Source organism: Actinomadura sp. KC06, assembly GCF_004348735.1.
GTDB lineage: Bacteria > Actinomycetota > Actinomycetes > Streptosporangiales > Streptosporangiaceae > Spirillospora.
The window spans coordinates 15,155-36,372 of the sequence record NZ_SMKT01000035.1; the positions used below are offsets into that span (position 1 = coordinate 15,155).

Consider the following 21,218-nt stretch of genomic DNA (forward strand, 5'->3'; position numbering starts at 1 on the left):
GAGAGTGGACTGGTATCTACAGGGCCAATATGGGAAAGTGGCTTGTGTGAGCACACGGTATGTGAGCGGCCCGAACCTGGCCCGGCTGCTGGGCGACGTCCCGGGGGAGCGGCCCGTCTACGCGGCGCTGGCCCGGTCGGTGCGCGGCCTCGTCCTGGACGGGCGGCTCGCCCTGCGCACCCGGCTCCCGGCCGAACGGGACCTCGCCGCCGCGCTCGGCCTCAGCCGGACCACCGTCACCGCCGCCTACGACCGCCTCCGCGACGAGGGCTACATCGAGAGCCGGCAGGGCGCGGGGAGCTGGACGGCCTTGCCCCCGGTCCGGATGTCGTCCGCCGAGCCGAGTGTCGCGGCCGCGCACGGCGGGCGGTTCGGCAAGGCGCATCCCGTGCCCGACGACCCCACGTTCATCGACCTCGGCTGCGCCACCCCCGGCGCCCCGGCGATCTTCGCCGAGGCCGTCGCGGCCGCCGTCGACGAGCTGCCCCGCTACAGCACCGGTCCCGGTTACGAGCCCGCCGGCCTGGCGGGCCTGCGCCAGGTCATCGCGGACGGCTACGCGGCGCGCGGCGTCCCGACCCGGCCCGACCAGATCGTCGTCACCACCGGGGCGCAGCACGCGTTCACGCTGCTGGCGCAGGTCCTCGCCGAGCCCGGCGACGCCGTGATGGTGGAGCGCCCGACCTACCCGCACGCGCTCGGCGCGCTCCGCGCCCGCGGGACCCGGCTCGTCCCGGTCGGCGTCAACGAGGGCTGGGACATCGAGCTGATCGCGGGCGCCATGCGGCAGGCCGCCGTCCGGATGGCCTACACGATCCCCGACTTCCAGAACCCGACCGGGCATCTCATGCCCGCCGCCGAACGCGCCGCGCTCGTCGACGCCGCGCGCCGCGCCGACGCGTTCCTCGTCACCGACGAGACGTTCGCCGATCTCGCCCTCGACCTGGACGCGCCGCGCGAGCCGCCGCTGGCCGCCTATGACGCGGGCGGCCGTGTCGTCACCATCGGGTCGGCGTCCAAGCTGCTGTGGGGCGGGCTGCGCATCGGCTGGATCCGCACCACCGCCCCGCTGGCCCGCCGCCTGATCATCGCCCGCGAGCCGTTCGACATGGCGAGCCCGGTGCTGGACCAGCTGATCGTCCGGGAGCTGCTGCTGCGGGTGGAGGAGGTCCGGGCCGAGCGCGCGGAGAGCCTGCTGCGCGGCCGGGACGCGCTGGCCGCGGCGCTGCGCGAGCTGCTGCCCGGCTGGGACTTCGGGCTGCCCGCGGGCGGCATGTCGCTGTGGGCGCGGATCGGCGCGCCGGTCGCCACGCGGCTCGGCGAGGCGGCCGAGCGGCTCGGCGTCCGGGTCGTCGGCGGGCCGGTGTTCGGCGTGGACGGCGTCCTGGAGGACTACGTCCGGCTGCCGTACGTCCTGCCGCCGGACAGGCTGCGCCCGGCCGTCGAACGGCTCGCGCTGGCCTTCCGCGAGGTCGAGGCCGCCCCGCCCGCCCGCCAGCCGCCCGCCTACGTATGAGCGGGCCGCCGGACGGACAGTCCGGCGGCCCTCCCAGGCGGGACTACTGGACGTTCTGGATGTAGCCGACCAGGTGCTCGCGCTCGCTCTCCAGCTCGTCGATGGCGCTCTTGACGACGTCGCCGATGCTGACGATCCCGGTGAGCCGCCCGTCCTCGACGACGGGCACGTGCCGGATCCGGTGCTCGGTCATCGTGCGGCGCAGGTCCTCGACCTTGTCGGCGGGGCCGCAGCTGCGGACCTCCGAGGTCATGATGTCGGAGACGGGACGGTCGAGCAGCACCGCGCCGCGCTCGTGCATCCGCCGTACCACGTCTCGTTCGGACACGATCCCGGCGATGGACGCGCCGTCCGGCGAGACCACCACCGCCCCGATGTTGTGCTCCGCCAGGACGGCGAGCAGCTGCCGCACGGTGGCCTCGGGACGAACCGTGGCCACCGTGTCTCCCTTCCTCCGCAGGATGTCGCGAATCCGCATGCCTCACGCTCCGGTGCCGTTCCGGGCCCGTGCGGGGACGGCCCCGCCGGGGCGGGCCGGGCCGCTGGGCCTGTCCTGCCAAGGTCGCATGTTCCGGCCCTTGGGGAAACCCCGAGCCGGTAAACCGTTCATCGGCCGACGTCGAGCCGGGCCAGAAGCCGCATGAGCCCCGGCGCCGCGCGGGACGCCGCGTACCCGAGGCGCGCCTCCGGCGTGACCGGGACGACGGCCCTGTCCCGCCGGACGGCCGCGACGATCTGCTCCGCCACGCCGTCCGGGCCGAAGCCACGGCGCGCGTAGGCCCGCGCGACGCGCTTCCGGCTGCGGGCCTCCTCGTCCCCGTCCTGGCCGACGAAGCGGGACGTCCGGGTGATGTTGGTGTTGACGATGCCGGGGCAGACGGCGCTGACCCCGATGCCCTTGCCCTTCAGCTCGGCGCGCAGGCACTCCGACAGCATCAGCACGGCCGCCTTGCTCGTCGCGTAGGCGGGCAGGGCCCGGGACGGCGTGAACGCCGCCGCCGACGAGGTGTTCACGATGTGGCCGCCCTGCCCGCGCTCCACCATCTGCGCGGCGAAGAGCCGCGATCCGTGGATGACGCCCCAGAGGTTGACGTCCAGGACCTTCCGCCAGTCGTCGGCGGTGTGGTCGAAGAACGATCCGGCCATGCCGATCCCGGCGTTGTTGACGACGACGTCCGGCACCCCGTGGTCGTGCAGGACGGACTTGGCGAAATCCTCCATAGCGGCGGGGTCGGACACGTCCACCTTGACCGCGTGCCCCTCCGGGCCCAGCAGACCGGTGAGTTCGGCAGTGCGCTGGGCGGCGGCCAGGTCGAGATCGGCGGCGACGACCTCGGCGCCGCGTTCGGCGAACGCCAGCGCGGTGGCGCGGCCGATCCCGCTGCCCGCGCCGGTCACGACCACGAGCGAGCCCTCGAACGGCCGCCTGCCCGGCCCGACCTTGGCGCGACGCAGGGCGCGCGATTCGGCGGCGGTGAGCGGGCCGCCCCCGACGCCCGTGATGTGCTCGGCGATCCAGCGGGCGACGGCGTCGGGGTGGCTGCGCGGCACCCAGTGCCCGGCGGCGACCGGCCGCAGCGACAGGTCCGGGACCCGCCCGGCCAGCCCGCCGACCAGGTGCGGAGAGACGAACAGGTCCTTGGTAGGGACGATGACCTGCGTGGGCACGTCCGTGCGCCGATCGCGCGGACGGGTCAGCCGCCGCACCATGTTCGCCCGGTACAGCCCGACGCCGGACGCGCCGTCACGCCCCATCGTCCGGGCCGGGTGGCCCTCGCGCGCCGGGACGCCCTCGCCCACCTCCAGCGCCCGCGCGAACGGCCGGGACATCCCCGCCCGCCACAGCAGCTCGGGCAGCACCGGCGTCTGGAAGAAGTAGATGTACCAGGACCGGACGGCCTGCCCCGCGGCCCGCCTCAGGTTGGACGGCGTCGGACGGGCCAGCGTCCGCCGCGTCCAGTGCGCGACGTGGTCCAGGCACGGCCCGGAGATCGAGGTGAACGACGCGAAGCGCTCCGGCATCGTGCAGACCGCCTCCCACGCCTGGATCGAGCCCCAGTCGTGCCCCACCAGGTGCACCTTGCCGGCAGGGGCGGTGGCGTCCAGCACGGCCCGCATGTCGGCCATGAGGTGCTCGAACGCGTAGTGCTTGCGTCCGAACGGCCTGGACGACGCCCCCGCCCCGCGCACGTCGTACCGGACGACATGGAACCGCTCGGCGAGCCGTCCGGCCACCTCGTCCCAGACCGCGTGCGTGTCGGGATAGCCGTGGACGAGCAGGACGGTCGGCCGCGACCGGTCGCCCTGCTCATAGACGGCCAGGTCGACATCGTCGCCGCGGACGCGCCGCGAGGTGACGTCCGTCATCGGGCCTCCCACCGGCGCACGTGGGGCAGGTCGTCGTCGAGCCAGTACGCGTCGTCCACGGTGACCACGAGGATCTCCTCGAACTTCACGCCGACGCCGCGGAACCCGATGTGCGGCTCCACCGCCCACAGGCCGGGCGTCGGCGGATGCTGCGACTGCGCGGCCCCGTTCCAGAGCGGCGAGCGGCCTTCCAGGCGCTCCTTGACCAGCTCGCGGCCGATGGTCTGGAGGAACCGCACGCCGAACGGGAACCCGACGCGCTTGGGGAGGATCCCGCCGATGATCCCGACCTGGTGGCCGATGACCCGTCCCGGGTACTTGCGGTGCCGGTTCTGGTATCCCTGCCGGTCGATGAGGGCGTCCACCTCGGCGTAGATGTCGGCGAACGTGCGGCGCTCGCGGACGAGGCCGAGGATGAGGGTCCGGTAGGCGGCGAGGTCGGCGTCCAGCCGCTCCCAGATCCGGTTCTCGCCGAGCACCCCGCCGTACCCGATGTCGGCGGAGTAGCCGCCCCGCACCGGGGCCATGTCGAGGATGTAGGGCATCCCCTCCTCCAGCCGCGCCCCGCTGGGGAGGAACTGCGTCGGGACCTTGAAGCCGCGGAACGCCGTCCGGTCGCCGAACCACGCGAACGGCGTGTGCAGCCAGTCGTCCACGCCCCGCTCGCGCAGCCACCGCCGCATCCGCCGGCACGCCTCCCGCTCCGTCACGCCCGGTTCGAGCGTGGCGGCGACCTCGTCGGCGCACCGGTAGCACAGGCGCTGGACGTCACGGAATCGCTCAAGCTCCGCCGCATCGTGCACGTGAGCGAGCGCCACTTTATTGGACACAGAGTTAATAAATCGCCGAACGCCCCGTCCGGTCAAGAGGCACCGGGGTGAGGCTCACCACCGCGACGTCACAGGACGATGCGCTCGGCCCCCGCGTAGACGTTCATGGTCTCGCCGCGCAGGAACCCGACGAGCGTCATGCCCGCGTCCTCGGCCAGCTCCACCGCCAGCGACGACGGCGCCGACACCGCCGCCAGCACCGGGACGCCCGCCGTCATCGCCTTCTGCGTCAGCTCGAACGACGCGCGCCCGCTCACCATCAGCACCGTCCCGGTGAGCGGCAGCCGCCCCTGGCGCAGCGCCCACCCGATCACTTTGTCGACCGCGTTGTGCCGCCCGACGTCCTCCCTCAGCGCGAGCAGGCCGCCGTCGGCGTCGAACAGCCCGGCCGCGTGCAGGCCGCCCGTCCGGTCGAACACCCGCTGCGCCTCCCGCAGCCGATCCGGCAGCTCCGCCAGCAGGCCCGGCGTGAGCCGCAGCGGATCGTCCGCCACCTCGTAGGGCCGGTCGGCGCGCAGCGCCTCGATGCTCGACTTCCCGCACACCCCGCACGCGCTCGTCGTCGTGAACGCCCTGGTCATCGAGTCGTCCGGCGGCGGAACCCCGGGCGCGAGCACCACGTCCAGGGTGTTCTGCTCCTCGGTGTCGGCGCAGTACCGCATCGTCGCCAGGTCGTCCGCGCCAGCGATCACGCCCTCGGCCGCGAGGAACCCCGCGACGAGGTCGAAGTCGTGCCCCGGCGTCCGCATCGTGATCGTCAGCGGCTTGCCCGCGACGCGGATCTCCAGCGGCTCCTCCACCGCGAGCGTGTCGGGCCTGCGCCCCCGCGCCCCCGACGTGCTCAGGCGCAGCACGGGCCTGCGCACGGTGATCCGCCCCATAACGGTCACCGTACCCCGGAAACCCGCAGGTGCGGCCGGAGTGGCGGAGGCGTACGGGAATCGAACCCGCCGTCCCGAGGTCCTCGGGACCGTCGGCTTTGAAGGCCGGGGAGGCCACCAGGCGCTCGCACGCCTCCGCCGGTGATCTTAACCGGTGCGGCTGGTCTCAACCGGTGTAGAGGGCGTCGATGGCCTCGGCGTACTTGGCGTGGACGACGCGGCGCTTCAGTTTGAGGGTCGGGGTGAGCTCCTCGCTCTCGGCGGTCCACTCGGCGGGCAGCAGGCGCCATCTCTTGACCTGCTGGACGCGGGCCAGGCGGGCATTGGCGTCCGCGACGGCCTCGGCGATCTCGTCTATGACGGCGGGGTGCTCGGCCAGCGCGGCCAGGTCGGTGGCTTCGACGCCGTGGGCGGCGGCCCAGACGGGCGCCACCTCCCCGTCGAGGGTGATGAGGGCGACGACGTGGGGGCGGCGGTCGCCGAAGGCGAGGGCCTGGCCGATGAGCGGGTGCTCCTTGAGGTGGTTCTCGATGAGGGACGGCGCGACGTTCTCGCCGCCCGCGGTGATGATCAGTTCCTTCTTGCGGTCGACGACGGTGAGGAAGCCGTCGGGGTCGAGGCGGCCGACGTCGCCGGTGCGGATCCAGCCGTCGGGGTCGATGAGGTCGGCGGTGGCGTCCGGGCGGTCCAGGTAGCCGGGCGTGCAGGTCGCGCCGCGGACGAGGATCTCGCCGTCGTCGGCGAGCCGCAGCTCGACCCCGTCGAGGGGGCGGCCCACGGTGCCGAGCTTGAAGCAGTCGGAGCGGTTGGCGGTGATCGCGCCGGTGGTCTCGGTCATCCCGTAGGCGTCGAAGATCTTCATGCCGAGGCCCGCGAAGAAGCGGGCGACGTCGATGGGCAGCGGGGCGGCGGCGCTGGACGCCTGCTGGACGCGGTCCAGCCCGAGCAGGGCGCGCATGGGCGTGAGGACCGCGGCGTCGGCCGCCTCGAACGCGGCGGTGATCTCGGGCGTGGGGGTGTTGCCGTACTCCTGGCTCGCGACGTAGGCGCGGCCCGCGTCGAGGGCGGCGTTGACGGCCTGCTTCTTGGCCTCGTCCTGCTCGGCGGCGAGCACGGCCTGGATGCCGGCCATGATCTTCTCCCAGACGCGGGGGACGCCGAAGAACGAGTGCGGCCGCACCTGGCCGAGCATCCCGGCGAGCTGCGTCGGGTCCGGGCAGAAGTGGATGTGGGCGGCGAGCCGGACGGGCAGGTAGTAGCTGAGGACCCGGTCCGCGATGTGCGCGAACGGCAGGTAGGAGATCCCGGACGGGTGCTCGGTGGGGGCCGAGCTGCGCTGCAGCATCTCCGCCTCGTGCAGCGCCATCGAGTGCGTGATCAGGACGCCCTTCGGGTCGCCGGTCGTCCCGGACGTGTACAGCAGCGTGACGGTGTCGTCCGGTTTCACGGCCCGCCAGCGGCGGTCGATCTCGGCGGGGTCGGCGGCGAGCTCCGCGCGGCCCAGCTCGGTGAATGCGTCCCAGGTGAGGTAGCGGTCGCCGGGCGGGCAGGCGGCGGCGTCCACGACGATGATCCTGCGGAGGGCGGGGAGGCGGTCGAGGGCGGGCAGCCAGCGGTCGAGCTGGTCCTTGCCGTCCAGGACGGCGTACTTCGCGGAGCAGTGGCCGGCGACGAACGCGATCTGGTCGGGCGCGAGCGTCGCGTACACGGTGGTGGGGATCCCGCCCGCGTGGACGGCGCCGAGGTCGGCCAGGACGTGCTCGGAGCGGTTCGGCATCATCAGCGCGACGACGTCGCCGGGCTCCAGGCCGAGGGCGGCGAACCCGGCGGCCGTCTCCAGCGCCCGGGTGCGCGTGTCGGCCCAGGTGAGGGTGGTCCACTCGCCGCCGATCCGGTCGGAGTAGGCGGGTTTGGCGCCGTGCCGCTCGGCGGTCTCGGCGAGGCTCGTGCAGATCGTCCGCCCGGCGACGGCTTGGTCGAGGTGGGCCTGCTGTTCCTGGATCCCCATGTCGCCCCTTGATGTAAGTAATGACTTGCAGGAGGGAATCGCATCACGCGGGGCCGTGTCCGGACAAGGGGTTCCCGCATTTCCGTGCAGGTCGGACGAGGATCTCCGCCCTCGGTGACCGCACCCGTACTGTCCGTTTGTTGATCATTTGCGATAGTTGTGCGTTAAATTTTCCAGTGACACGCCTCGCCCCCGTCGCCCGCCTCACGCAGTACGCGCACGGCGGCGGCTGCGCGAGCAAGATCCCGCCCGCCGAGCTGGAACGGGTCGTGGCCGGGCTCACCGGCGGCGGCGACGACCTCCTCGCCGGGGGAGCGGACGGCGACGACGCCGCCGTGCTGCGGATCGGCGGCGGCCGCGCCGTGGTGTCCACCGCCGACTTCTCCACCCCCGTCGTCGACGACGCCTACGACTGGGGCCGCATCGCCGCCGCGAACGCGCTCTCCGACGTCTACGCGATCGGCGGGGAGCCGCTGATGGCGCTCAACCTGCTCGGCTGGCCCCGCGACCTGCTGCCCGCCGAGCTGGCCCGCGAGGTGCTGCGCGGCGGGCGGGACGTGGCCGCGCTCGCGGGCTGCGCGATCGCCGGCGGCCACAGCGTCGACGACCCCGAGCCGAAGTACGGCATGGCCGTCACCGGCGTCGCCGACCCCGGCCGGCTGCTGCGGCTGGACGCCGGGCGCCCAGGGGTTCCGCTGTCGCTGACGAAGCCGCTCGGCATCGGCGTCCTCAACGCCCGCCACAAGGCGACCGGGCAGGTGTTCCCGCATGCCGTGGAGACGATGACGGCGCTGAACGCGGACGCGGGCCTCGCCGCGTTGGAACGCGGCATAGCCTGCGCCACCGACGTCACCGGGTTCGGGCTGCTCGGCCACCTCTACAAGCTGGCGCGGGCCAGCGGCGTCACGGCCGTCGTGGACGCCTCCGCCGTCCGGTACCTGGACGGCGCCCGGACCGCGGTGCGGCACGGGTTCGTCCCCGGCGGGACGCGGCGCAACCTGTCCTGGGTGTCGCCGCACACCGAGTTCCGCCGGATCGCCGAGGAGGAGCGGCTGCTGCTGGCGGACGCGCAGATCTCCGGCGGCCTGCTGATCGCCGGGGAGATCCCCGGCGCCCCGGTCATCGGCGAGCTGGTCGCCCCCGGGCGCCGCACGCTGGTCGTCCGCTGACCCCGACGTCCTGAATCCGCTGACCTCGACGTCCTGAAACGGCCGTTCCGGGGGGTTCGTGTCGGCGTCCTTGACGCGGGTAGGGGCTCCCATGACCGGGCCTTCGCCGTGGCCTGGCAATCGGAGGCCGAGCGAAGCCCGCCGTTTGACCGGCGGCGGGCAGGGGCTGGAGGACGGGGGACATGACCATCGGGGGGCTAGCGGCGGCCGTCGTCCTGGGCGCCGCCGTCGGCGTGCTGGGACGGCTGCTCGCGCCCGACCGGGAGAGCATGCCGGTCTGGTGCACGATCGCGGTCGGGATCGTCGCGGCGTTCGCGGGGACGGGCCTCGCCAGCCTGTTCGGCCTGGCGTCCGGGAACTGGAGCCTCTGGGAGACGGTCTTCCAGATCTCGATCGCCGCGCTCGGCGTGTTCCTGGTGGCGGTGTGCTGGCCCAAGCGGATCGTCCACTCGCCGAGACCGCCCAGATCGCCGGGAGCGCCGGGGGCGCCCAAAGCGCCGGGGTCGAAGCCGCCCAGGGCGCCCTAGAGGGCCTTGCGCAGGACGGGGCGCAGGTCGTCCAGGACGCCGGGGTCCTCGATCGTTGAGGGGGCGGGGACCTCCCGGCCGTCGGCCATGCCGCGCATCACGCCCCGGAGGATCTTGCCGGAGCGGGTCTTGGGGAGCGCGGCGACGACCGTGATCTCCTTGAGGGCGGCGACCGGGCCGACCTGGTCGCGGACCATCGCGACCAGTTCCGCGCACACCTCGCCCGGCTCGGCGAGGACGCCGCTCTTCAGCACGATCAGCCCGCGCGGGACCTGGCCCTTGAGCGCGTCCTGGACGCCGATGACCGCGCACTCGGCGACGGCCGGGTGGGAGGCGATGACCTCCTCCATCGTCCCGGTGGACAGCCGGTGCCCGGCCACGTTGATCACGTCGTCGGTGCGGCCCATCACCCAGACGTAGCCGTCCTCGTCGATGTGGCCGCCGTCGCCGGTGAGGTAGTGGCCCGGATAGGTCGTCAGGTACGACTCCACGAAGCGCTCGTCGTCCTGCCAGAGGGTGGGGAGCGTTCCCGGCGGCAGGGGGAGGCGGATGGCGATGTCGCCGTCCTCGCCGGGCGGGACGGACGCGCCGTCCGGGCCGAGGACGCGCACGTCGTAGCCGGGGACCGGCACGGACGGGGAGCCGGGCTTGACCGGCATCGGCTCCAGCCCGCGCAGGTTCGCCACGATCGGCCAGCCCGTCTCCGTCTGCCACCAGTGGTCGATGACCGGACGGTCCAGGACGCGCGACGCCCACCGGTAGGTGTCGGGGTCCAGCCGCTCCCCGGCCAGGAAGAGCGTGTCGAGGACGGACAGGTCGTGCCCGGCGAGCAGCGCGCCCTCCGGGTCCTCCTTCTTGATGGCGCGGATCGCGGTCGGCGCGGTGAACAGCGCCTTCACCCGGTGCTGCGCGGCGACGCGCCAGAACGCGCCCGCGTCCGGCGTGCCGACGGGCTTGCCCTCGTACAGGACGGTCGTGCAGCCGGTGAGCAGCGGCGCGTACACGATGTAGGAGTGCCCGACCACCCAGCCGACGTCGGACGCCGCCCAGAACACCTCGCCGGGCCCGACGCCGAACACGTTCTCCATCGACCAGCGCAGCGCCACCGCGTGGCCGCCGTTGTCGCGGACGACGCCCTTCGGCCGCCCGGTCGTCCCCGACGTGTACAGGATGTAGAGCGGGTCGGTGGCGGCGACGGGCACGCACTCGGCGGGCCCCGCGGCGGCGACGGCCTCGTCCCACTCCACGTCCCGCGGCCGGACGAGGTCGGCGTGCAGCTGCTCGCGCTGCCGGATCACGCACCGCTCCACCTTGTGCTTGGCGAGGTCGAGCGCTCGGTCGAGCAGCGGCTTGTAGGGGACGACGCGTCCCCCCTCGATGCCGCAGGACGCCGACACGACCGCCTTGGGCCGGGCGTCGTCGATCCGGACGGCCAGCTCCCGCGCCGCGAACCCGCCGAACACGACCGAGTGCACCGCGCCGAGCCGGGCGCACGCCAGCATCGCGATGACGGCCTCCGGCACCATCGGCAGGTAGATGACCACCCGGTCGCTGCGGTCGACGCCCTGCGCCCGCAGCGCCCCGGCGAACCGGGCGACGAGGTCGGTCAGCTCGCGGTAGGTGTAGGTCTGGACGGTCCCGGTCACCGGGCTGTCGTAGATCAGCGCGGGCTGGTCGCCGCGGCCCTCCTCGACGTGCCGGTCGAGCGCGTTGTCGCAGGTGTTCAGCTCGCCGCCGGTGAACCAGCGGTAGAACGGGGGCGCGCCGTCGTCCAGCACCCGGTCCGGCGGGACGAGCCAGCGGACGTCCCGCGCCGCCAGTCCCCAGAAGCGGGTCGGATCGGCGATGCTGCGTTCGTACGCGGCCGCGTAGGCGCCCATGTCGTCCTCCCGGTGCGGGTCCCTGGTCCCGCTCAGCGGCGTTCGGCCCTCCGGCGATCGGCCCCGTGCTCCGATTCGGGCCGCCCCCCTATAGGGCATGGCGCGGGCCCGGTTCGTCAAGGCCCCCCGCCGCTCCGCGTCCGGCGGAAGAGCCCTCCGGAGCGGCCGGTTCCGGCGGCCTGATCAGGGTGCCGCAGGCCGTGCACGACGGCGACGACGGCGGCCAGCGCGGCGCCCGCGGCGACGATCCAGAAGCACAGCACATAGGCGTCCAGGGTGGGCTCGGCGGTGCCGGGGATGACCTGCGCGGCCAGGATAGACGCGGTGATCGCGCCCGCGACGCTGCCGCCCGCGACGCGCACGAGCGAGTTGATCCCGCTGGCGATGCCGCTCTGGTCCATCGGGACGTGCTGGACGGCGAGCGTCCCGAGCGCCGCGTACGCGATCCCGAACCCGGTCCCCTGGAGGGAGCTGAACGCGAGGACGTCGTACACGTGCGAGTTCGACACGGCCAGCCAGACGTAGCACAGCGCGACGAACACCGTCCCGAGCGCGAGGGTGAAGGCGGGGCCGATGCGGGCGGCGATCCGTCCGGCCATCGTGGAGAACACCAGCATCGTGACCGTGTTCGGGAGCATGTAGAGGCCGACGTCGAGGACCGATCCGTCCAGGCCGTACCCGACGGCGCCGGGCCGTGCCTGCACGAAGCCCGAGATCAGCGTGAACGCGGCGAACATGGAGAAGCCGAGCAGCGCGGACACGAGGTTGGCCGACAGCGACCGCGGCCCGACCAGCAGGGCCAGCCGCACCAGCGGCGCGCGGACCCGCAGCTCGATCGCCACCCACGCGGCGCACAGCACCGCCGCGGCGGCGAACAGGGCGAGCACGCCGCCGGACGTCCAGCCCCAGTTGTTGCCCTCGCTGATCGCGAGCAGCAGGCTGAACAGCATGCCGGCGAGCACCGCCGCGCCGGCGTAGTCGGGCCGCCCGCCCGTCCGGCCGCCGACGTCCCTGGCCGCCACGGCGACCAGCACCAGCGCGGCGGCGGCGATCGCGGCGGCGATCCAGAACACCGGATGGTGGCTGGCGGTGCGGTCGGCGATCAGCCCGGTCACGATCATGCCGGCGCTGCCGCCGACGCCCATCGTGGCGCTGACGATCCCGATCGCCATGATGACCCGGTCGCGCGGGAAGGTGTCCCTGATCATGCCGATCGCCAGCGGGATCAGCGACGACGAGACGCCCTGCACGGCGCGCCCGGCGATGAGCACGGGCAGCGACCCGGACAGCGCGCAGATCACCGAGCCGATCAGCAGCAGGCTCAGCGCGAGCAGGATCATCCGCTTCTTGCCGTACATGTCGCCGAACCGCGTCAGCAGCGGGGTGGCGGTCGCCCCGGCCAGCAGGGACGCGGTGAACACCCAGGTCACGTCGGTGATCGGCGCGTCGAAGGCGCGGCCGAGCTGGGGCAGGAGCGGGAGCACCAGGGTCTGCTGCACCGACACGACCATCCCGGCGGCCGCCAGCGCGAGCAGCGTGCGGCCGGTCCGCGGCGGATCGGCGGCGGGTCGCCCCGCCGTCTCGCGCGCCGTGGTCGGGACCCCCGTCATGCACACCTCCACTACTTTGCTTACCTAAGTTAAGGATTGTAGAGGGGTAGGGTGAGCGGCATGTCGTCACCGGTGCCGTCGGGCGCAGCCGGGCCGCCGGACGCCGCGCAGTCGTCGGACGTCGCGGAGATCGAGCGGGCGCTGAGCCGGGTCGCGCACATGCTGACGCGGTTCCGCCAGCACGACCGGACGGTGATCGCCGCGGGCGTCCCGGTCGACCGCGCCGCCGTCCCGCTGCTGCGCGCCCTCGCCGAGCACGGCCCGATGCGCCCGGGGGAGCTGGCCGCGCGGCTCGCCGTCGAGGCGCCGCACGTCACCCGCCAGGTGCAGCGGCTGGAGCGGGCCGGATACGTCGAGCTGCTGCCCGACCCCGACGACAAGCGGTGCAGGAGGGTCGGGCTCAGCGGCTCCGGGCTGCACGCGGTCGAGTCGATCCGCGCATCCGGGCGGCGCTGGATCTCCGAGGCCCTCGCCGGCTGGTCGCCCGGCGAGCGCGAGCGGCTCGCGGGCCTCGTCCACCGCATGGTGGACGACTTCGAGGCGCACTCCGGCCACGGCGAGGCCGCGCGCTCCGCCCACACGGAGGCTGCGCGTTCCGGGCACGGCGAGGCCGCCCGCGGCTGAATCCGCTGTATGTGCAGGATCTGGTTTTGCGCGGGCCTCCGGCGTCCATAGGGTTGCCTTCCGTGGACCTTCGTCTGCACTACCCCCGCGTTGATTTCCCCCGCACGGTCGTCTGCGTCCATGCACGGAGAGGCCGCTGATGCAGGTCGTCACCACCGCCGGCCACGGTGGGCACGGCAAGTCCGCGCTCGTGCGCGCCCTCACCGGCAAGGACACCGACCCGCCCGGCGCCTGGACGGAGCTGCCCTCGGGGCGGCGCGTCGCGTTCGTGGACGTCCCCGGCGGCGAACGCGACGTCCCGGCGATGCTCGCCGGCGCCGCGCCCGCGCCCGCCGTGCTGCTGTCCGTCGCCGCCGACGAGGGCTGGATGCCGCAGTCGCAGGAGCACCTGGACGTCCTCGGCGCGCTCGGCGTCCGGTTCGGCGTGCTCGCCGTCACCCGGTCGGACGTCGCCGACCCGAAGCTCGCGCTGCGGCAGGCCCGCGAGCGGCTCGCCGGCACCGCGCTGCGCGGCGTCGAGGCGGTCGCGGTCAGCGCCGACACCGGCGCCGGGATGGACGAGCTGACCGCCGCGCTGGACCGCCTCGCCGGGCGCCTGCCCGTCCCCGACCCGGACGCGCCGGTGCGGCTGTGGATCGACCACGCCTTCACCGCCGGGCGGCAGACCGTCGTCACCGGCACCCTCACCGCCGGGACGATCACCGTCGGCGACGAGCTGCTGCTTATGCCCGCGGGCGAGCGCGTCCGCGTCCGGACGATCGGCTGCGCGGGCGAACCGCACGAGACGGTCGGCGGCGTCTCCCGCGTCGTGCTGACCCTGCGCGACGCGGGACGCGTCGACGTCGGCATGGCGCTCGTCGCCGCCGACGCCTGGACCCACACCACCAGCGTCGACGTCCGCACGCGCTTCGGGGAGGCGTCCGGGAGGCTGGCGCGGCGGATGACGCTGCACCTCGGGGCCGCGGCCGTCCCGGTGCGGCTGCGCCCGCTCGGCCCCGACACGGCCCGCCTCACGCTGAACAGCCGCCTCGCGCTGCATCTGGGGGACACCGGGATCCTGCGCGACCCGGAGCGCCGGTCGATCGCGGGGGTGAGCGTGCTGGACGTCCGTCCGCCGACCCTCGTGCGGCGCGGCGCCGGGGCGGCCCGAGCGCGGGAGCTGGCGTCGTGGCCCGACCGGCCGGACGGCGCGATCGTGCTGCGCCGCCACGGCGTGCTCCGCCGCGCCGAGCTGTCGGTGATGGGCTGCGCGCCGCCGGACGGCGCCGTCGCGCTGAACGGCGAATGGCTCGCCGACCCCGCACACTGGGAGTCGCTGTTCGAACGCCTGGCCGAGGAGGCGGCCCTGCACGCGGCCGAGAACCCGCACGCGCCCGGCATTCCGCTGGAGACCGTCCGGCTGCGGCTGGGGCTTCCCGCCCGGCAGCTCGTGGAGGCGCTCGTCCGTCCGCCGCTGCGGGTGGAGGCCGGGCGCGTCTACGGCCCCGCCGACGCGCAGCCGGTCTGGACGGCGGCCGTGGAGCGCCTCAAGGCCGACCTGGCGGACTCGCCGTTCGACGCACCCGCCCCGGACCGGCTGGCCGAGCTGGGCCTCACCGGCGACGCCCTCGCCGCCGCCGAACGCGCGGGCGCCGTCCTGCGGATCACCGGCGACGGCGACGAGATCGTCCTGCCGCCGGGCGCCGACCAGGAGGCGCTGCGCGTCCTGTCCGGGCTGCCGCAGCCGTTCAGGCCGCGCCAGGCGGCCGACGCCCTCGGCACGAGCCGCCGCGTCGCCGTCGCCCTGCTCCGCCATCTGGACGGCCTCGGCCTCACCGAACGCCGCCGCTCCTGACGCCGCATGGCCCGGCTCCGCACGGGAAAACCGGTTGAACCGCGGGCCCGCGCTCTGGCGTCATAGATCACGGTTCGGTTCCCGTCGAGCAAGGAGAAGGAATGCCGTACCAGACCATCAAGGGCGGCCGCGTTCCCATCCGGATGTGGACCGACCCCGGCACCGTCGAGGACCTCGCCCTCGACCAGCTCCGCAACGTCTCGGCCCTGCCGTGGGTGGAGGGCCTCGCGGTGATGCCCGACGTCCACTACGGCAAGGGCGCCACCGTCGGCTCGGTGATCGCGATGAAGGACGCGGTGTCCCCGGCGGCCGTCGGCGTCGACATCGGCTGCGGGATGACCGCCGCGAAGTCGTCCCTCACCGTCGAGGACATGCCGGACGACCTGTCCGCGCTGCGCTCGAAGCTGGAGAAGGCGATCCCGGTCGGCCGCGGCTCGCACCGGCAGGCCGTCGACCCGTCCGGGCTGCCGAACCTGAAGGAGCGCGGCTGGTACGACTTCTGGAAGGCGTTCGACGACCTGCACCCGGCGGTGCGGTCCCGCCTCGGCCGCGCCCGCGTCCAGATGGGCACGCTCGGCGGCGGCAACCACTTCCTGGAGCTGTGCGCGGACGACGAGGGCGCGATCTGGCTCGTCCTGCACTCGGGGTCCCGCAACATCGGCAACGAGCTGGCCGAGCAGCACATCGAGGCCGCCCGCAAGCTGCCGCACAACCAGGACCTGCCGGACAACGACCTCGCCGTGTTCCTCACCGGCACCGCCAAGATGGACGCCTACCGCCACGACCTGTTCTGGGCGCAGGAGTACGCGCGCCGCAACCGCGCCGTCATGATGGCGCTCGCGCAGGACGTCGTGACCAAGCGGTTCGGCGAGCAGCGCTGCAGGTGGGACCAGGTCATCTCCTGCCACCACAACTACGTGGCGGAGGAGGAGTACGGCGGCGTCGAGCTGCTGGTCACCCGCAAGGGCGCGATCCGCGCGGGCGCGGGCGACCTCGGGATCATCCCGGGCTCGATGGCGACGGGCACCTACATCGTCCGCGGCCTCGGCAACGAGACCGCGTACAACTCCGCCTCGCACGGAGCGGGCCGCAAGATGAGCCGCAACAAGGCCCGCAAGAACTTCACCGTGGACGACCTGATCGAGCAGACCAGGGGAGTCGAGTGCCGCAAGGACAGCGGCGTCATCGACGAGATCCCCGGCGCCTACAAGGACCTGGAGACGGTCATCGAGGCGCAGTCCGACCTGGTCGAGGTCGTCGCCCACCTCCGCCAGCTCATCTGCGTGAAGGGCTGAGGCCGAGTAGGCGACCTGACGCCGGACGTCCCCAAGAGTTCCCCGCAGGTCTCGGGCGACTCCCGTGCCCGTGTGCCCTGCGTGTGCCCCTGCCGGGAGGGCTTCGGGGGAACTCTTGGGGATGGTCGCGCGACGGGCCTCCACGCGCCGAGCTGAACCGCGCCCCTCGCCTCCCAGCGGTACAGGTGCCCGACCCTCTCCTGGCCCGGCGCCGGCCGGTGCACGACCCTCGTGGAGTCGATCCGCCGGGCCTTCCTCGCGCACCTGGTCGGCCATCCGGCCACCACGGGCGAACACTGCAGTCGTCACATCACCTCCTCGCCCACGTGGGCTCCGATCTGATCACGAGAGAGCGGAACCGATCCGCCGGGGTGAGGTCTCAGTAGCGTCGTCGGCCCGACGTACGAATTGAGGGGCAGCGTGGAGAAAACCGAGCTCGTCTTTAAGTGCTGGACGGTGACGGTCGTGACCCTGGGCGTTGTGATCGGGTTCGTCGTCTACCGAGATCCGATCAGCGATGCCTTGCAAAGGGTCACGATGATCGACGCAAAGGGGGTCAGGATCGAGCTGGCATAGCGGTCTGAGTAGCGTCATCCGTCCGCACGCGAATCGAGGGGACCTGGGTGAAATCACCAAGCTCGTCCTGGAGTACTGGAAGTCGTCGGTTTGGCCGCTCGCTGTCGCGGTCGCCTTGTTCGTCTTCCGCGATCGGATCCGGGACCCGTTGCGACGAGCTGCGGCGATCGACGTGATGGGGGTCAATCTTGAATTTGCTGAGCGGGCAGAGGTGCTAGAGGAGGCGTCCCGCGTTGATGACTACGCCCGGACGACCGACCGGTTCTTAGGCGAACTTCTCGCCGGTGACGGCCCCTGCGCCAACAGGGAGCCGTCTGGACCGAACCCGACTCTCTACACGAAGGCCGAGCCCGAGATGAGCCACGTCCTGCTCGGCACGCCACGCAGTCGTCAGATGCTGTGTCCCTGGACACGTCTGCGCTGCTAGCCGTGTTCAGCGCCGTGGTCGTCGGCGTCGCGGTCGCTAAAGACCCAAAGCTGGCACAGCCCATCGGGTGGCCTGCGCAGTTACGGCCGTGCTCATGGTGGAGTTGACGAGGTGACGTCACGGGGAGCGCAGCATCGGCGCACCGTCCCGCGCGACTGGCGGCGCTCGTGGTCGACCTCCGGCGGCTCGTCCTCACGGACGTAGCGGCCGGTGAGCCCGCGGACCTCGTACACGGGCGGGCGGCGGGCGGGCGGCGATCCGTCGATCGAGGGTGCGGCGGGTCACCTTCGCCAGGCGTGCGGCCTGGTCGAGGTCGGGCAGCTCAGACAGCTCACCATCCGGGTCGAGGCGCATGCCGCCATTGTCCTTCCAGTGCGGCTCATCCTGCAGAGCTGATCCGGGGAACGGCGCGGAGCAAGAACAGAGCGTGCCGGAACAGGGCTCCGGCACGCTTTGTGGTGAGCGTTCACCATTGAAACGGAGAACGGCTCAACGGCTACACGGGCAGCGTGATCGCGGCGTTCCAGGTGGCATCCCAGGTCTTCGGGCCGACGATTCCGTCCACCTTCAGTTTTGCCATCTTCTGGAGATCTCTACAGTCGTCCGCGGATTTCGGGCCGTAGATGCCGTCGACCTTGAGGTGAAATCCGCGCTTGTTCATCTGGGTCTGCCAGTTCTTTACGTCGTTGCCCTTGCCCTTCATCGGCGGCGGCTGCTTGAAGACGTAGCCAGGGTAGGCCGGTCCGGCCATGTCAAATCCCTCCTCGATGGGATCGGGTCCTTACTGGTCAGACTCCACGACGACGCGTTAATGCCGCAACGCCCGCCAGGGAACATTCGGGCAAAGAGGTCACCTCCGGTCTTACTTGAATACGCCGGAAGATGAAAATTCAATGGCTTCTGCGAACCATGGCCGAACGGCCCCAATCGGCCTTCGCCTCAGCCAATACCTTCAGCCCAGTCCCCTAGACCATCCGGCTTCCCGTCGCGAAGGTGCCCCCTTGCCCCCCCTCCGTCTGCCCGTCCTAGCCACGTGGGATCAGCCCGCCGGGTCCGCCACGGGGCCTGCATGGCGGACCCGGCGCGCGGGCGGCCTCCAGCCACGGCCAGGCCGCGTCGCGCCCGGCATCCAGCAGCGGGATGAGCCGGAACGTTGCGTCGGTATCGGGACGCCGGCATAGGCATCCGCTGTCCCTGGCGGCGCGAAGTAGGGGTGATTCAGCTCCAACAGACATGGTCGGGCATGACACGAAATCAAACCGCCGCGCCTGGGCGGCGTGGGGGCGTCCTGCGCGTCCTGGTCGTGGTGATCGCGGGCGTGGCGCTCGGGGTGAGCGGCGTTGTCCTGGCGGTGCCGGCGGCCGCGAAGGTGGCGCCGCTGCCGTTCGACGTCACGCAGGCCAGCACGCCCGCGGCCGACCCGAATGGCAGGTTCATCTTCGCCACGGGTACTGGCACGACGCGATCTACATCAACCGGCGGCCGTTCAACGGGCTGTTCTCCGGCTACACGTGGCTGGGCGGGGTCGCCGCGGGCAACCCGGCCTCGACCGGCGCCGCACCGGCCGCCGGCCGCACCTTGGACGACCAGTTGATCGTGCTGGGCCGCGGCAGCGCGCTGTACGGCAACACCCAGCCAGTTGCCGGGCAGCGGCTTCAGTGGCTACTTCGCTTTCACCGGACCGCCGCACTCCTGATCGAACGAGGGCGACCGGGGCACGTGGCAGTCCCGGTCGCCCTGCTCCGGGCCGGCGGCGGGGGCGGTCAGGTCAGGACGCCGTCGATGAAGGCGGTGACGTCGGCGAGGACCTCCTCGCGGTTGGTCTCGTTGAAGACCTCGTGGCGGGCGCCGGGGTAGAGGCGCTCGGTGAAGTCGGTGCCGCGGACGGCGTCGATCCCGGTCCGCGTGTCGCGCGGGCGGACGAGCTCGTCCGCGGCGCCGTGCATGTAGAAGGTCGGCAGGTCGCCGAGGGAGCCGTGCTCGTTGACGCGCCTGAGCGCCGTGTCGAGCGCCGTGACCGTGGCCTTCCTGAACGGGCCGTGCCAGACGAGCGTGTCCTCGGCGTACGCCTTCCCGACGGCCGGGTCGCGGGACAGGACGGACGTGTCGATGGGCTCGTCGGGCATCTCGTCGAGGGGGAGCAGCTCGTCCACGACGTGCCAGCGGCCGAGGACGGGCCCCGACAGCACCAGCGCGGCGAGGACGCCGCGGTGCAGCTGGGCGTACCGGGTCGCGATCAGCCCGCCCATCGAGTGCCCGATCATGACGACGGGCAGGCCGGGACGGTCGCCGCGCGCCGACTCCACGACCGTGTGCAGGTCGGCGACCACGTCGTCGTAGTCCTCGATCAGGACGCGGTCGCCGGCCGAGCGGCCGTGGCCCATGTGGTCGGGGCCGCAGACGACGGCGCCGTGCCGGGCGAGGACGTCCGCGACGTGGTCGTAGCGGCCGAGGTGCTCGCCGTATCCGTGCACGAGGACGGCGATGTACCAGGGGTCGCCGTCCGTCCAGATCCTGGCCGTGACGGCGCCCCGCGTCCCCGCGAACTCCCACTTCCGTACCGTGGTCACGCAGCCTCCCAGATGCCGGACGGATGGTTACCGTCTCTCGTGAGGGACGGATCGTCAACCACCGCAATAGGGTGGAGAGGATCGACCGTAATCAGCAGGAAGGGGCGCCCGTGCTGGTCGACACATTCGGCCGAACCGCGACGGACCTGCGGGTCTCCCTCACCGACCGCTGTAATCTCCGGTGCTCGTACTGCATGCCCCCGGAGGGCCTGGACTGGCTGCCCAAGCCGGAGCTGCTCACCGACGACGAGGTCCTGCGGCTGGTCGGGCTGGCCGTCCGGGACCTCGGCGTCACCGAGGTCCGCTACACCGGCGGCGAGCCGCTTCTGCGCCGCGGCCTGCCCGACATCGTGCGGCGGACGGCGGAGCTGTCGCCGCGTCCGCAGATCTCGCTGACGACGAACGGCATCGGGCTCGACCGGCTCGCGGGGCCGCTGGCCGAGGCGGGGCTCGACAGGGTGAACGTGTCCCTCGACACCCTCGATCCGGAAACGTTCAAGCGGCTCGCGCACCGCGACCGTCTGGACGACGTCCTGACCGGCCTTGCGGCGGCGCAGGCCGCGGGGCTGGAACCCGTCAAGATCAACGCGGTGCTGATGCGGGGGATCAACGACCACGAGGCCGTCCCGCTGCTGCGGTACTGCCTCGACCACGGGTACCGGCTCCGGTTCATCGAGCAGATGCCGCTGGACGCCCAGCACGGCTGGACCCGCCACGACATGATCACCGCCGACGAGATCCTGGAGCGGCTGGCCGCGGCGTTCGCGATCGCCCCGGACGAGGAGCACGACCGCGGCAGCGCCCCCGCCGAGTCGTTCACCGTGGACGGCGGCCCCTACACCGTCGGCGTGATCGGCTCGGTGTCCCGGCCGTTCTGCGGCGCGTGCGACCGGGTGCGGCTCACCGCCGACGGGCAGGTCCGCAACTGCCTGTTCGCCACCGAGGAGTCCAACCTGCGGGACGCCTTGCGCGCCGGAGCGGACGACGCCGAGCTGGCCGAGCGGTGGCGCAAGGCGGTGCGGGCCAAGCGCGCGGGGCACGGCATCGACGACCCGTCCTTCCTGCAGCCCGCCCGGCCCATGTCGGCGATCGGCGGCTGAGCCC

19 protein-coding genes and 1 tRNA gene are annotated in these 21,218 nt (G+C 72.9%); 9 read left to right on the forward strand and 11 right to left on the reverse strand.

The window, feature by feature from the left end:
- Positions 1 to 46: 46 nt before the first annotated feature.
- Positions 47 to 1,516, forward strand: coding sequence for a PLP-dependent aminotransferase family protein (locus E1287_RS13895; protein ID WP_243718985.1), 1,470 nt, complete (start codon positions 47 to 49; stop codon positions 1,514 to 1,516).
- A gap of 43 nt (positions 1,517 to 1,559) precedes the next feature.
- Here the strand turns inward: E1287_RS13895 and E1287_RS13900 are convergent, their stop codons facing one another.
- The 6 genes from E1287_RS13900 to E1287_RS13925 form a co-directional block, all read right to left on the reverse strand.
- Positions 1,560 to 1,994, reverse strand: a complete 435-nt coding sequence (locus E1287_RS13900; protein ID WP_131965336.1) for a CBS domain-containing protein — start codon at positions 1,992 to 1,994, stop codon at positions 1,560 to 1,562.
- 128 nt (positions 1,995 to 2,122) lie between these two features.
- Positions 2,123 to 3,883, reverse strand: a complete 1,761-nt coding sequence (locus E1287_RS13905) for an SDR family oxidoreductase (RefSeq protein WP_131965337.1) — start codon at positions 3,881 to 3,883, stop codon at positions 2,123 to 2,125.
- Positions 3,880 to 4,701, reverse strand: coding sequence for a M24 family metallopeptidase (locus E1287_RS13910; protein WP_131965374.1), 822 nt, complete (start codon positions 4,699 to 4,701; stop codon positions 3,880 to 3,882). The genes E1287_RS13905 and E1287_RS13910 overlap by 4 nt, the downstream gene beginning before the upstream one ends.
- Positions 4,702 to 4,781: 80 nt before the next feature.
- A complete protein-coding gene (gene fdhD, locus E1287_RS13915; protein WP_131965338.1) occupies positions 4,782 to 5,594 on the reverse strand; it encodes a formate dehydrogenase accessory sulfurtransferase FdhD in 813 nt (270 codons plus the stop codon).
- Positions 5,595 to 5,635: 41 nt separating this feature from the next.
- Positions 5,636 to 5,731, reverse strand: a tRNA-Sec gene (locus tag E1287_RS13920).
- Between the two features lie 29 nt (positions 5,732 to 5,760).
- A complete protein-coding gene (locus E1287_RS13925) occupies positions 5,761 to 7,602 on the reverse strand; it encodes an AMP-dependent synthetase/ligase (protein WP_131965339.1) in 1,842 nt (613 codons plus the stop codon).
- 176 nt (positions 7,603 to 7,778) lie between these two features.
- Between E1287_RS13925 and selD the strand changes: the two genes are divergently transcribed.
- Together selD and E1287_RS13935 are read left to right on the forward strand one after the other, a co-directional pair.
- Positions 7,779 to 8,771: a selenide, water dikinase SelD gene (gene selD / locus E1287_RS13930; protein ID WP_243718987.1), complete on the forward strand. Its 993-nt coding sequence runs from the start codon at positions 7,779 to 7,781 to the stop codon at positions 8,769 to 8,771.
- 182 nt (positions 8,772 to 8,953) lie between these two features.
- A complete protein-coding gene (locus tag E1287_RS13935) occupies positions 8,954 to 9,298 on the forward strand; it encodes a GlsB/YeaQ/YmgE family stress response membrane protein (RefSeq protein ID WP_207934206.1) in 345 nt (114 codons plus the stop codon).
- Here E1287_RS13935 and E1287_RS13940 read toward each other — a convergent pair.
- Together E1287_RS13940 and E1287_RS13945 are read right to left on the reverse strand one after the other, a co-directional pair.
- Positions 9,295 to 11,178 carry a propionyl-CoA synthetase gene (locus tag E1287_RS13940; RefSeq protein WP_131965341.1) on the reverse strand — a complete coding sequence of 628 codons (1,884 nt, stop codon included), beginning with the start codon at positions 11,176 to 11,178 and terminating at the stop codon, positions 9,295 to 9,297. The two genes, E1287_RS13935 and E1287_RS13940, sit on opposite strands and share 4 nt — an antisense overlap.
- 116 nt (positions 11,179 to 11,294) lie before the next feature.
- Positions 11,295 to 12,788 carry an MFS transporter gene (locus E1287_RS13945; protein WP_131965342.1) on the reverse strand — a complete coding sequence of 498 codons (1,494 nt, stop codon included), beginning with the start codon at positions 12,786 to 12,788 and terminating at the stop codon, positions 11,295 to 11,297.
- A 60-nt stretch (positions 12,789 to 12,848) separates the two neighbouring features.
- Here E1287_RS13945 and E1287_RS13950 point away from each other — a divergent pair, with 60 nt between their 5' ends.
- The 5 genes from E1287_RS13950 (at position 12,849) to E1287_RS13965 (ending at position 17,940) form a co-directional block, all read left to right on the forward strand.
- Positions 12,849 to 13,412: a MarR family transcriptional regulator gene (locus E1287_RS13950; RefSeq protein ID WP_131965343.1), complete on the forward strand. Its 564-nt coding sequence runs from the start codon at positions 12,849 to 12,851 to the stop codon at positions 13,410 to 13,412.
- A 139-nt stretch (positions 13,413 to 13,551) separates the two neighbouring features.
- The gene (locus E1287_RS13955; RefSeq protein ID WP_131965344.1) at positions 13,552 to 15,246 is read left to right on the forward strand and encodes a SelB C-terminal domain-containing protein; all 1,695 of its coding nucleotides are present in this window, start codon (positions 13,552 to 13,554) and stop codon (positions 15,244 to 15,246) included.
- 101 nt (positions 15,247 to 15,347) lie between these two features.
- Positions 15,348 to 16,541 (forward strand): RtcB family protein, encoded by a 1,194-nt coding sequence (locus E1287_RS13960; protein ID WP_131965345.1) that lies wholly within the window; start codon positions 15,348 to 15,350, stop codon positions 16,539 to 16,541.
- A gap of 420 nt (positions 16,542 to 16,961) precedes the next feature.
- Positions 16,962 to 17,117: a hypothetical protein gene (locus E1287_RS43685; RefSeq protein ID WP_165968993.1), complete on the forward strand. Its 156-nt coding sequence runs from the start codon at positions 16,962 to 16,964 to the stop codon at positions 17,115 to 17,117.
- A 637-nt stretch (positions 17,118 to 17,754) separates the two neighbouring features.
- Positions 17,755 to 17,940 carry a hypothetical protein gene (locus E1287_RS13965; protein ID WP_131965346.1) on the forward strand — a complete coding sequence of 62 codons (186 nt, stop codon included), beginning with the start codon at positions 17,755 to 17,757 and terminating at the stop codon, positions 17,938 to 17,940.
- 100 nt (positions 17,941 to 18,040) lie between these two features.
- Here E1287_RS13965 and E1287_RS13970 read toward each other — a convergent pair whose 3' ends face one another.
- The 3 genes from E1287_RS13970 to E1287_RS13980 all read right to left on the reverse strand — a co-directional run bounded on the left by E1287_RS13970 (position 18,041) and on the right by E1287_RS13980 (position 20,057).
- Positions 18,041 to 18,295, reverse strand: coding sequence for a peptidoglycan-binding domain-containing protein (locus tag E1287_RS13970; protein WP_131965347.1), 255 nt, complete (start codon positions 18,293 to 18,295; stop codon positions 18,041 to 18,043).
- 503 nt (positions 18,296 to 18,798) lie between these two features.
- On the reverse strand, positions 18,799 to 18,981 hold the full coding sequence (locus E1287_RS13975) for a hypothetical protein (RefSeq protein ID WP_131965348.1): 183 nt from the start codon (positions 18,979 to 18,981) through the stop codon (positions 18,799 to 18,801).
- Positions 18,982 to 19,307: 326 nt separating this feature from the next.
- A complete protein-coding gene (locus E1287_RS13980; RefSeq protein WP_243718999.1) occupies positions 19,308 to 20,057 on the reverse strand; it encodes an alpha/beta hydrolase in 750 nt (249 codons plus the stop codon).
- A 167-nt stretch (positions 20,058 to 20,224) separates the two neighbouring features.
- On the opposite strand from E1287_RS13980, the gene moaA reads away from it, so the two are divergent.
- On the forward strand, positions 20,225 to 21,214 hold the full coding sequence (gene moaA / locus E1287_RS13985; RefSeq protein ID WP_243718989.1) for a GTP 3',8-cyclase MoaA: 990 nt from the start codon (positions 20,225 to 20,227) through the stop codon (positions 21,212 to 21,214).
- Positions 21,215 to 21,218 lie beyond the last annotated feature (4 nt).